This is a genomic window from Phytobacter sp. V69 (genome assembly GCF_965644215.1).
Taxonomy (GTDB): domain Bacteria; phylum Pseudomonadota; class Gammaproteobacteria; order Enterobacterales; family Enterobacteriaceae; genus Phytobacter.
The window spans coordinates 1-11780 of sequence record NZ_CBFFRL010000158.1; the positions used below are offsets into that span (position 1 = coordinate 1).

The 11780-nt window shown below is 51.1% G+C and carries 13 protein-coding genes; 5 read left to right on the forward strand and 8 right to left on the reverse strand.

Going from position 1 to position 11780, the window contains the following annotated elements:
- Positions 1-277 precede the first annotated feature (277 nt).
- Positions 278-844 (forward strand): hypothetical protein, encoded by a 567-nt coding sequence (locus ACSZPU_RS18935; RefSeq protein ID WP_499001929.1) that lies wholly within the window; start codon positions 278-280, stop codon positions 842-844.
- A gap of 205 nt (positions 845-1049) precedes the next feature.
- Entirely contained in the window at positions 1050-1451 is a 402-nt protein-coding gene (gene yciA / locus ACSZPU_RS18940) for an acyl-CoA thioester hydrolase YciA (RefSeq protein WP_499001930.1), read from the forward strand.
- Between the two features lie 33 nt (positions 1452-1484).
- Here yciA and tonB read toward each other — a convergent pair whose 3' ends face one another.
- Positions 1485-2213, reverse strand: a complete 729-nt coding sequence (gene tonB / locus ACSZPU_RS18945; RefSeq protein WP_499001956.1) for a TonB system transport protein TonB — start codon at positions 2211-2213, stop codon at positions 1485-1487.
- Positions 2214-2432: 219 nt separating this feature from the next.
- Here tonB and ACSZPU_RS18950 point away from each other — a divergent pair, with 219 nt between their 5' ends.
- On the forward strand, positions 2433-2729 hold the full coding sequence (locus ACSZPU_RS18950; RefSeq protein ID WP_499001934.1) for a YciI family protein: 297 nt from the start codon (positions 2433-2435) through the stop codon (positions 2727-2729).
- Positions 2730-2786: 57 nt separating this feature from the next.
- Here ACSZPU_RS18950 and ACSZPU_RS18955 read toward each other — a convergent pair whose 3' ends face one another.
- Both ACSZPU_RS18955 and ACSZPU_RS18960 read right to left on the reverse strand, forming a co-directional pair.
- Positions 2787-3125, reverse strand: a complete 339-nt coding sequence (locus ACSZPU_RS18955) for an SMR family transporter (RefSeq protein ID WP_499001937.1) — start codon at positions 3123-3125, stop codon at positions 2787-2789.
- A 128-nt stretch (positions 3126-3253) separates the two neighbouring features.
- Complete coding sequence (locus tag ACSZPU_RS18960; RefSeq protein WP_139153702.1) at positions 3254-3427, reverse strand: YciY family protein; 174 nt, start codon at positions 3425-3427, stop codon at positions 3254-3256.
- A gap of 143 nt (positions 3428-3570) precedes the next feature.
- On the opposite strand from ACSZPU_RS18960, the gene cls reads away from it, so the two are divergent.
- Positions 3571-5031 carry a cardiolipin synthase gene (gene cls, locus ACSZPU_RS18965; protein ID WP_499001939.1) on the forward strand — a complete coding sequence of 487 codons (1461 nt, stop codon included), beginning with the start codon at positions 3571-3573 and terminating at the stop codon, positions 5029-5031.
- 34 nt (positions 5032-5065) lie between these two features.
- On the forward strand, positions 5066-5395 hold the full coding sequence (locus ACSZPU_RS18970) for an HI1450 family dsDNA-mimic protein (RefSeq protein WP_499001941.1): 330 nt from the start codon (positions 5066-5068) through the stop codon (positions 5393-5395).
- Positions 5396-5434: 39 nt separating this feature from the next.
- On the opposite strand, the gene oppF is transcribed toward ACSZPU_RS18970, so the two are convergent.
- The 5 genes from oppF to oppA all read right to left on the reverse strand — a co-directional run bounded on the left by oppF (position 5435) and on the right by oppA (position 11011).
- Positions 5435-6439 carry a murein tripeptide/oligopeptide ABC transporter ATP-binding protein OppF gene (gene oppF, locus ACSZPU_RS18975; protein ID WP_499001944.1) on the reverse strand — a complete coding sequence of 335 codons (1005 nt, stop codon included), beginning with the start codon at positions 6437-6439 and terminating at the stop codon, positions 5435-5437.
- On the reverse strand, positions 6436-7440 hold the full coding sequence (locus ACSZPU_RS18980; protein ID WP_499001947.1) for an ABC transporter ATP-binding protein: 1005 nt from the start codon (positions 7438-7440) through the stop codon (positions 6436-6438). Before ACSZPU_RS18980 ends, oppF begins: the two co-directional genes overlap by 4 nt.
- 11 nt (positions 7441-7451) lie before the next feature.
- Positions 7452-8360, reverse strand: a complete 909-nt coding sequence (gene oppC / locus ACSZPU_RS18985; RefSeq protein WP_499001949.1) for an oligopeptide ABC transporter permease OppC — start codon at positions 8358-8360, stop codon at positions 7452-7454.
- Between the two features lie 14 nt (positions 8361-8374).
- A complete protein-coding gene (gene oppB, locus ACSZPU_RS18990; protein WP_499001951.1) occupies positions 8375-9295 on the reverse strand; it encodes an oligopeptide ABC transporter permease OppB in 921 nt (306 codons plus the stop codon).
- 84 nt (positions 9296-9379) lie between these two features.
- Entirely contained in the window at positions 9380-11011 is a 1632-nt protein-coding gene (gene oppA, locus ACSZPU_RS18995; RefSeq protein ID WP_499001954.1) for an oligopeptide ABC transporter substrate-binding protein OppA, read from the reverse strand.
- Positions 11012-11780: the final 769 nt, after the last annotated feature.

Below are 11780 nucleotides of genomic sequence, written 5' to 3' on the forward strand. Positions count from 1 at the left end.
TAGTCATGATAATAGGGCCTTCTGATTAGAAGGCCCTATTATCAATGATTTTTATCCTCGTGACGACACAATCTAGGGGTAAATGAAAAATATTGCGGCAACCTATTGTTATTTTTTCTAATATCCCTTTCATAAAGCAGAGAAATAAAATTATTGTACGGTTGATAGTGGCCCGATTTCTCAAGGCCTACCAAAGTTGATGATCGGTACGTAAAGAGGTTTCCAGATATGATGGTGAGCACTGGTCACTCCATTACGTACAAGGTTTACATCCTCCATGAGCAACGACGAAAACTTACCGCCCAATGTCCGAAAACATGAGGGGCCATTTTCGACCAGCTATTCAGATATCAATCGACCTAATCAGGTTTTTAATACGCTAAACGAAGCCGCTAACCCGTCATCAACACGGCAGCCTGTTTATCCTGCTGGCACAAACGCTCCACCTTCTAAACGCACAATAATAGTCCTTGGCCTGCTTTTCACCTGGTTTGTGCTGATGAAGGCGCTGAATTTCGTTGCGTCGACTGCGGTTCATACACATGGCCACGGCAGTATCATCAACCGGGTGATGGAAATTCTCTGTTTCCCAATGTTGCTGATAAGACTGCGCAACGAGCAGATCACGACGATGTCCGGCTGGACGCTGGCAAATATCGCCCTTCCCGCATTATTCATTGCGTATTTCTTTGTTGTCGCGAAGGTGATGGTTCGATTTTCCGTAGGCAGAAAGCTGGTCGGTAAAATGGAATACCGTAAGAACAAACAGACCTGGGTCACCTCATTTCCGAAACTTATCCTGCTGATGGCCGTCTATGTTGTCGTCTATTTCCTGGTGATATAACCGGATGTCACTGTGGTTCTGTCATGTAAAAAGGGTCTATGCAGAGACCCTTTTTACAACCCATCGATCAGACTACCCATACGCAATAGTTCGATATCAGGCGCTCCCCGGTTTTTTTTCATATATCGCGTTATCTAATTGTTATCTGCAATAAATCCATAGTAGCATCCCGCCAGAAATCCCCTTGTTTATTGATGAGATAATAATGACAAACACTCAGGATGCACCTCAGGGCGAACTTGTACTGCGCACATTAGCAATGCCGGCAGATACTAACGCAAACGGTGATATTTTTGGCGGCTGGCTGATGTCGCAAATGGATATGGGCGGGGCGATTCTTGCCAAAGAGATCGGCCACGGGCGTGTCGTGACGGTGCGCGTTGATGGCATGAGCTTCCTGCGCCCGGTCGCCGTTGGCGATGTGGTGTGCTGCTATGCGCGTTGTGTTAAACGCGGCAATACCTCTATCACCATTAACGTAGAAGTGTGGATCAAAAAGGTCGCGTCGGAACCGATTGGTCAGCGCTATAAAGCTACAGAGGCGCTGTTTATTTATGTCGCCGTGGATAACGACGGCAAACCCCGCGCGTTGCCCTCTCAGGCATAACAAAAAAAGCCTCCTGGCGGAGGCTTTTCATTCTTATTCCACTGTCGACTTACCGTCCATACGGAAGATGATATTGACCGTAAGACCATTACCTGGTTTACCCGGCTCATAACGCCATTTACGCATGGCTGCTTTCACTTCACGTTCAAACATGTTCGAGGGCTGCGCGGAAAGAATTTCCACATTGTCGATACGACCATCCGCTAATACGTCAAATTTCACCCGAACACGGCCTTCGATGCGCAGCGCCTGCGCTCGCGTAGGGTATTCGGGCTGGCTACGGCTTAATGCACGCGGACCGGCAGGGACCGATGGTACCGGTTTGGTAGCAACCGCTGGTGAGCTGTTCATCACCGGGCGCGGCGGCGCGTTACTTTCTACCGGAGCCGCCGAGCGGGGTTCTACCGGTTTCGCTTCGCGCTTAGGCTGCTCGACCTTTTTCTCCGGTTTCGGCTTCGGTTTGGGTTTTGGCTTAGGTTCAGGTTTCTGAATCACCACCGGCGCCTCTTTTGGCGGTTCGACTACCGGTTCCGGCTCTGGTTCAGGTTCCGGCTCAACAACCGGTTCCGGTGGCGGTTGCACCGCTTGCGGCGGCTCCAGTTCTGCCGGCGTCACCATAGTCACCGTAATCGGCTGAGCAGGCGCGGGCATTTCAATAACCTGATGTACCGAGGCATACAATAAAACCGCCACGACAGCTCCATGCATACCAACGGACAACAGTGTCGGCCAGGGAAAGCGACGGGGTAAATCAAGGGCCATTGAAGTCATAATCGTTTCAGTTGAAAAAGCAAAGCTAGATTCTAAATGCAAATAGCAATCATATTCAACCAGCCATCTCATCTAACCTGATTTTTGATAGCAATCGGCTAAAAAAGGCACATCCTGACAAGGGATATTCATGCGAGTTCATCTTTGCATTGCAGGCATGTATGGATTCACATAACGTAGTTGTTTTCTGATGATGAAGGAGCTCTCCCCGTGCTTTACGTTATTTTCGCGCAAGACGTTGCTGATTCCCTCGAAAAACGCCTCTCCGTGCGCCCTGCCCATCTGGCGCGTCTGCAACTGTTGCATGATGAAGGTCGTTTATTAACGGCAGGCCCAATGCCAGCGGTCGACAGTAACGATCCGGGCGCGGCGGGTTTTACCGGCTCAACCGTTATCGCTGAATTTGAATCTCTGGAAGCGGCGCAGGCCTGGGCTGATGCGGATCCGTACATTGCGGCTGGCGTTTACCAGCACGTGATCGTTAAACCGTTTAAAAAAGTATTCTGATTTGCCAGAAATAACAAAGGGGCAAGAGAACACATTGCCCCTTTGTTTTACTGGCTATTAATGGGCAACGGTTTTTGAGAACAAATTAATAATCACCACACCAGCAATAATTAATCCCATTCCCAGCATCGCCGGAATATCCAGTTTCTGTCCGTGCATAATCCAGCCGGCGGTACCAATTAATACAATCCCCACCCCGGACCAGATAGCGTAAATCACCCCTGTAGGCATAGTGCGCATGGGAATGGTCAGGCACCAGAAGGCGATACAATAACCGAGAATGCTGATGGCGCTGGGCACCAGGCGGGTAAAACTATCAGACGCTTTAAGTGCAGTGGTGGCAATCACCTCAGTGATAATTGCAAAGGCGAGAAAAATGACGGCTTCTTTATTCATAAGATTCCTGGGGGAAACGTCGACACCGTTCAGAGATAAAGCGGGTTTAACCTAAAGCAGTAATATGACGCTTGTGTGAATCTGATTCTGCGGCAAAACAATGGGCACCACAAAGATGCCCAGGACCATCAGAACCCGTAAAAATCAAAAACTAACGCGTTGCGATGTCGATTAAGAATACACTTTCTTATTGAGTGGATACGCATATTGCGCCGGGACTGCCCTTCCAGCCAGCGCGCCTTGCGGCGACTGGTCTGTCGGGACATGCGCCAGCGCCCCACTTCCGTTCTACTACGCTTCATGTCTACGACTCTTTCCTGACACAGAAGCTCCATTATAAACCCTCGCCGTCACCAGACCAGCCCTTTTCAGTGCCGTTTTTATTTGCCAGATGAATCCTTATGCGTAAACTCCTTATATCAGGTTTTGAAAAGGATTTTTTGTTATGACAACCTTCTACACGGTAGTGAGTTGGCTGATCATTCTGGGGTACTGGCTGCTCATCGCGGGTGTGACGCTACGCATCCTGATGAAACGGCGCGCGGTACCCTCTGCCATGGCATGGCTGCTGATCATTTATATCCTGCCGCTAGTGGGGATTATTGCCTACCTGTCCGTCGGAGAATTGCACCTCGGTAAACGCCGTGCGGAACGCGCGCGCGCGATGTGGCCCTCGACCGCGAAATGGTTAAAAGACCTTAAGACTTACCACCATATCTTCGCTACCGAAAACAGTAGCGTGGCGAGCGCACTATTCAAACTCTGCGAACGCCGCCAGGGCATTGCGGGGGTAAAAGGCAACCAGCTACAGCTTCTGACCTCTTCTGAGGATGTCATGCAGGCATTGATTCGCGATATTCAGCTTGCCCGCCATAACATAGAGATGGTGTTTTATATCTGGCAGCCGGGTGGGATGGCCGATCAGGTCGCGGAGTCACTGATGGCCGCGGCGCGGCGCGGTGTACATTGCCGCCTGATGCTCGATTCGGCGGGCAGCGTGGCGTTTTTCCGCAGCCCGTGGGCCGACATGCTACGCAATTCCGGAATTGAGGTTGTCGAGTCCTTAAAGGTCCATCTGATGCGTGTGTTTCTGCGTCGCATGGACCTGCGCCAGCATCGCAAGATGATTCTGATCGACAATTACATCGCCTATACCGGCAGCATGAATATGGTGGACCCACGCTACTTCAAACAGGATGCTGGCGTTGGCCAATGGGTCGATTTGATGGCGCGCATGGAAGGCCCCGTTTCTACCGCCATGGGGATTGTCTATTCCTGTGACTGGGAAATAGAAACCGGGAAGCGGATCCTTCCACCGCCACCGGATGCCAATATCATGCCGTTTGAGCAGGCCAGCGGGCACACTATCCACACTATCGCCTCAGGCCCGGGTTTCCCGGAGGATCTTATCCACCAGGCGTTATTGACCGCGGTCTATGCCTCGCGTGAATACCTGATCATGACGACCCCCTATTTTGTCCCCAGCGACGACCTGCTGCACGCGATTTGTACCGCCGCGCAGCGAGGCGTTGATGTCAGCATTATTCTGCCGCGTAAGAATGACTCCGTGCTTGTTGGCTGGGCCAGCCGGGCCTTTTTCACCGAGCTGCTGGCCGCCGGGGTGAAAATCTATCAGTTTGAAGGCGGGTTGCTGCACACGAAAAGCGTGCTGGTTGACGGTGAACTCAGCCTGGTAGGCACCGTGAATCTCGATATGCGCAGTTTGTGGCTTAATTTCGAGATTACGCTGGTCATTGATGATGCCGGTTTTGGTAGCGATCTGGCTGCCGTACAGGATGATTATATTTCGCGTTCTCGCTTGCTGGACGCGCGTCTGTGGGTTAAACGCCCGTTCTGGCACCGGATTGCAGAACGACTGTTTTACTTCTTTAGCCCATTGCTGTAAAACGTGCCCAACTGATATTAAACAGGTAGTCACTATGGAAATGGATCTGAACAACCGCCTGAGCGAAGACGAAACGCTGGAGCAGGCTTACGATATTTTTCTCGAACTGGCAGCGGATAATCTCGACCAGGCAGATATCATTCTGTTCAATCTGCAGTTTGAAGAACGTGGCGGTGCCGAACTGTTCGATCCAGGCGAAGACTGGCAAGAGCATGTTGATTACGATCTGAACCCGGACTTTTTCGCGGAGGTGGTTATTGGCCTGGCGGATACTGATGGCGGCGAAATCAACGATGTGTTTGCCCGTGTACTGCTCTGTCGCGAGAAAGACCACAAGCTGTGCCACATTCTCTGGCGCGAGTGATGAAAAGAAAAAAGGCTGACTTTCGTCAGCCTTTTTCATTTAGAGCGGGTCAACCTTAAGACAAGAAACCGCATGGCGGAAACTACCTTCCAGCACCGGGCGCGTTTGTGCACACTCTGGGCCAGCAATCGGACAACGGGTACGGAACACGCAGCCTGATGGTGGATTGATCGGCGAAGGCAAATCCCCTTCCAACAGATGAATCTGTTTGTTCTTTTCCAGATCCGGGTCCGGAATCGGCACGGCAGACATCAGCGCTTTGGTGTAAGGGTGCTGCGGATTGTGGTACACCTCGTCGTAGGTGCCCAGTTCAACCGCATGACCCAGATACATCACCAACACACGGTCAGAAATGTGCTTCACCACCGCCAGGTCATGAGCGATAAAGATCAGCGACAGGCCCATTTCCCGCTGCAGTTTTTGCAGCAAGTTCACCACCTGGGCCTGAATCGACACATCGAGCGCGGAAACCGGCTCGTCACAGATAATCAACTTCGGTTCGAGGATCAGCGCACGGGCAATACCAATACGCTGGCACTGCCCGCCGGAGAACTCATGCGGGTAGCGGTTAATCAGGTTTGGCAGCAGGCCCACTTTCATCATCATGGCTTTGACGCGGTCACGCACTTCCTGACGCGGCATTTTCGGATGATAGGTGCGCAGCGGCTCTGCGATGATTTCGCCGATGGTCATACGTGGGTTCAGGGATGCCAGCGGATCCTGGAAAATCATCTGAATATCACTGCGCACATCGCGCCATTCATCTGGTTTCATGCCGAGCAAATCTTTGCCCAGCCAGGCCACTTTACCGTCCGTCGCTTTTACCAGGCCGATAATCGCACGGGCAAAGGTCGATTTCCCACAGCCGGATTCGCCCACCACGCCCAGGGTTTCCCCTTCGTACAGACGCAGCGTAACGCCGTCTACCGCTTTCAGTGTTTTGGATGGCTGCCAGAACCATTGCTTGCCGTCTTTAATGTCGAAATGGACTTTCAGATCGGCAATTTCCAGCAGCACTTTTCTTTCTTCAGTGATGGCATTCATACCAGTTCCTCCACCGGCTTAAAGCAGGCACGCAAACGACCTGGGGCAAACTCCTCCAGCGGCGGAGTACTGTTACAGATGTCCATCGCGTGCGGACAGCGCGGCTGGAACGGGCAGCCTTTCGGCAGACGCAGCAGGTTCGGCGGGTTACCGGGGATAGTCAACAGCTCTTCGCCTTCGGCATCCAGACGCGGTACCGCATTGAGCAGACCGATAGAGTACGGATGTGCAGGATGATAGAACACATCGCGCGCCACACCGTACTCCATGGTACGCCCGGCGTACATCACCAGCACTTTGTCACAGATACCCGCCACGACGCCGAGGTCGTGGGTGATCATGATAATCGCAGTGTTGAATTCGCGCTTAAGCTCGTTGAGCAACGTCATGATCTGCGCCTGCACAGTTACGTCCAGGGCGGTGGTCGGTTCGTCGGCAATCAGCAGCTTCGGTCGGCACATCAGCGCCATAGCAATCATCACGCGCTGACGCATCCCGCCGGAGAACTCATGCGGATACATCTTCATGCGCTTACGCGCTTCCGGCATTTTCACCGCATCAAGCATTTTGACCGACTCTTCAAACGCTTCGGCTTTGCTCATGCCTTTATGCAACATCAGAACTTCCATTAACTGCTCGCCAACCCGCATATACGGGTTCAGAGAAGTCATGGGGTCCTGGAAAATCATCGAAATTTGTTCGGCGCGCAGCTTGTTCAGCGATTTTTCCGGCAGATTGAGGATCTCCTGACCATTAAATTTCGCCGAACCGCCAATAACGCCGTTTGAGGCCAGTAGCCCCATTAGCGCAAACGCAGTCTGGGATTTGCCCGAACCAGATTCCCCTACGATACCCAGCGTCTCACCGGCGCGCAGGCTGAAATTCAGATCATTCACCGCCGTGACGTCGCCATCCGGGGTTTTAAACGTCACACGCAGATCGTTAACATCCAGAAGAATGCCCGAGTGCTGCTGCGCCAATGAGGTTTCATGCTTGCTCATAACAGCACTCCTTAACGATCTTTCGGGTCGAGGGCATCACGCAGGCCATCGCCGATAAAGTTGAAACAGAACAGCGTCACCACCAGGAATCCTGCCGGGAACATCAAAAGCCAGGGGGAAACTTCCATCGAGTTGGCACCGTCACTTAACAATGCGCCCCAACTGCTTAACGGCTCTTGCGTACCCAGGCCGAGGAAGCTCAGGAAGGATTCGAACAGGATCATGCTTGGCACCAGCAGAGAGGCATACACCACTACCACGCCTAATACGTTCGGCACGATATGGCGAATGACGATATTGCCGGTGGAGACCCCACCAACCTGTGCCGCTTCGATAAACTCTTTACGTTTCAGGCTCAGCGTCTGACCACGTACGATACGCGCCATGTCCAGCCAGGACACCATGCCGATCGCCACAAAAATGAGCAGGATGTTTTGCCCAAAGAAGGTGACCAGCAGGATAACGAAGAACATAAACGGGAAGGAGTTGAGGATCTCGAGGATACGCATCATGACGGAGTCAGTTTTGCCACCCAGGTAGCCTGACAGCGAACCGTATAACGTACCCAGGATTACGGCAACCAGTGCGGCAGCGATCCCAACCATCAGTGAAATACGGCCACCAATGGCAACGCGCACCAGCAGGTCACGACCGGAAGAATCCGTACCAAAATAGTGCCCGGACGTCATATCCGGCGCGCTGGACATCATGCCCCAGTCCGTATCGAAGTAGGCAAATTGTGACAGCATAGGGGCGAGGGTCACAAACAGGGCAATCAGCAACAACACGAACAAGCTGGCGACCGCGGCACGGTTGTGCATAAAGCGGCGTCGCGCATCCTGCCATAGACTGCGACCTTCTACTTCCAGTTTTTCACTGAAGTTTTCCAGCGCCTCGCTGTTTTTCTTACTTAACATCATGGCGAACTCCAGTGTTAATAACGAATTTTCGGATCGATAACGGCATACAGCACATCAACAACCGCATTAAACAAAATGGTGAGTGCACCAACCAGTATGGTCAAACTTAATACCAGGGAGTAATCACGGTTGAGTGCGCCGTTAACGAACAACTGCCCGATTCCCGGTAAACCGTAAATCGTTTCGATAACCATGGAGCCGGTGATAATGCCGACGAAGGCTGGGCCCATATAGGAGAGCACCGGCAGCAATGCAGGTTTGAGCGCATGACGGAAGATAATCCGGCGCATCGGCAACCCTTTCGCACGCGCGGTACGAATAAAGTTTGAATGCAGCACTTCAATCATTGAGCCACGCGTAATACGCGCAATGCTGGCGATATAAGCCAGAGACAATGCCACCATCGGCAGGATCATGAATTTTGGCGCCCCGCCATTCCATCCCCCGGCGGGTAACCATTTAAGCGTGATGGCGAATATCATGACCAGCAGCGGTGCGACAACGAAGCTCGGTATAACCACCCCGGTCATTGCCAGCCCCATCACGGAGTAGTCCCATTTGGTATTTTGGTTCAGCGCGGCAATCACCCCTGCGCTCACGCCAAAAACCACCGCCAGTAAAAACGCCGCAGCGCCTAACTTTGCGGAAACGGGGAAGCTGGCAGCCACCAGATCGTTCACCGTGTAATCTTTATATTTAAACGACGGCCCGAAATCACCGTGCGCGAGCTGTTTCAGGTAGCTGGCGTACTGGGTCAGAATCGGATCGTTCAGATGATATTTCGCTTCGATATTCGCCATGACTTCTGGCGGCAGCGTACGCTCACCGGTAAAAGGGCTACCTGGTGCAAGACGCATCATAAAGAATGATATAGTAATAAGAATAAATAACGTCGGAATCGCTTCCAGACAGCGACGTAGGATAAATTTCAACATTGCCCGTACCTTCTGGCCTGTGCCTTTGTAGTGCGATGAAATAAGACACTGTGGGGCAGGATTACCCTGCCCCACTCATTGCCATTAATGCTTGATAATATACAAGTTTTTAACGTAGATATTATCCATCGGGTCTTTACCGGTATAACCACCCACCCACGGTTTCACCAGACGGGCGTTCACGTAGTAATACACCGGGACGATCGCAGAGTCTTTATCGAGCTGCTGTTCAGCCTTGGTATAAAGCTCAGTGCGTTGCGCTTCGTCGGTGACTTGCAGCGTGTCGGCAATCAGCTTGTCAAAGGCCGGGCTCTTATAGTGCGCGGTGTTGTTGGAGCTGTCAGACAGCATGGTGTTCAGGAAGGACGTCGGTTCGTTGTAGTCCGCACACCAGGCGGCACGCGCCACGTCGAAAGTCCCCTGATGGCGGCTGTCGAGGAAGGTTTTCCATTCCTGGTTTTCCAGCTTCACGTCAACACCCAGGTTTTTCTTCCAGATGGAGGCAACAGCGATAGCCAGTTTTTTGTGCAGGTCAGACGTGTTGTACAGCAGGTTGAAAGTCAGGGGCTTGTCAGCGGTGTAGCCAGCTTCGGCCAGCAGTTTTTTCGCTTCTGCGTTACGTTTGTCCTGGGACCACTTGAACCACTCCGGCTCAACCAGTTTTGCACCGTCGGTGTAAGGCGGGGTGTAGCTGTATGCCGGCAGGTCGCCCTGATTTTTCACTTTGTTGACGATGATGTCACGATCCAGCGCCAGTTTCAGCGCAGTACGAACACGAACGTCGGTGAACGGGGCTTTCTGGTTGTTAATTTCGTAGTAATAAGTACACAGGTACGGGTCAACGTGTACTTCTTTAGGAATCTCTTGTTTCAGTTTCTGGAACAGCTCGATCGGCATGTTGTTATAGGTCATGTCGATTTCACCGCTGCGGTAGCGGTTAACGTCTGTTACTTCCGAAGAAATAGGCAGGTAGGTGACCTGGTTGATGACGGTTTTCGCGTTATCCCAATAATTGGTATTACGCTCAAGCACGATACGTTCGTTAACAACCCAGTCTTTCAGTTTGTATGCGCCGTTGGTCACGATATTGGCAGGCTGAGTCCATTTGTCGCCAAATTTCTCAACGGCTGCTTTCGGTACCGGAGAAACGGACGGGTGAACCAGCAGTTTGTAGAAATACGGAACCGGCTCGCTCAGGGTCACTTCAAAGGTGTTGTCATCAATCGCTTTTACACCCAGGTCGGTGATTGGTTTTTTACCGGCGATGATGTCATCGATATTGGCAATGTGGCCATACTGCAGGTAGCTGGCGTACGGGGATGCGGTTTTAGGATCCGCCAGACGCTGCCAGCTATAAACGAAGTCATGTGCCGTTACCGGCGAGCCATCGGACCATTTCGCGTCTTTACGCAGATGGAAGGTCCAGACTTTAAAATCTTTATTTTCCCACTTATCAGCAACACCAGCACTTGGGTGGCCGTCAATGTCTGAGACTAACAAACCTTCAAACAAATCACGGCTGACGTTTGATTCCGGCACGCCTTCGATTTTATGTGGGTCAAGGGACTGTACTTCCGAACCGTTGTTACGAACCAGCGTTTGCTTCTCTGCCAGTTGAACACCTGCAGGAACATCTGCCGCCATGGCTACGTTACCTGCGATTAGCGCGGATAGAATTCCCGCCGCTACCAAGCTTTTTTTTGTGATGATGGACATTGTGTTGATACTCCACTCATTATAATTACCGACATGAATGTCAGCCTGTTGTGTCCCCTGAAGGGGGCCTGTACAGCGCAGGAGCTTTTGGCTGCTGTCAGGCATCGTTTACTGCTTGCTATCACCGACTTTATTTATTACAAGCCGCTCGAATGGCGCCCTTACGTCGATATCGTTATACGTCTCCCCTGTCGAGACGTCTGTTTGTTTTGCATGACAAGACTTGTATTTGAAAATAATTCTCATCCGCGTTAATTCTCAAGCAAATATAGGGCCGGAAAGTACCAAATGCCCCATTTCGTCGCCAATACAATTTGCAAATTTGTTAACCAATTCTCTTTTATTTGCACTTTCATCAACGTTACACGAACGCACAGCCATGCTGAGATACAAAATTCGTCTTATCAATCAATGCGATATATAGAAACCAGTCACTGTTGCTACATTTGCAATCGGATTGCGCGTTTTTTGCACAAAAAATCAACATTTGATTATTCTTTAGCACATTTGTCTGCCTGAGCGACGAAATTACTAATATCATTTCAATTATCTGACAGCAAGCCCCAGAGTATCGTGTGAGGGAAATAACAGTGCTGATGGATTAATTTATCACCAGGTCGTAATGCAACAGAATGTAATATCATGAAATTTAGGAATTTATTTAAATCATGCTGATTTATTATATTTATGTTTTTCGCGAATTCAGATAATAAGTGCAACGCTCGGACATGATTGTGGAGAGTGTAGGAGGAAGGGTTAACTACCGATA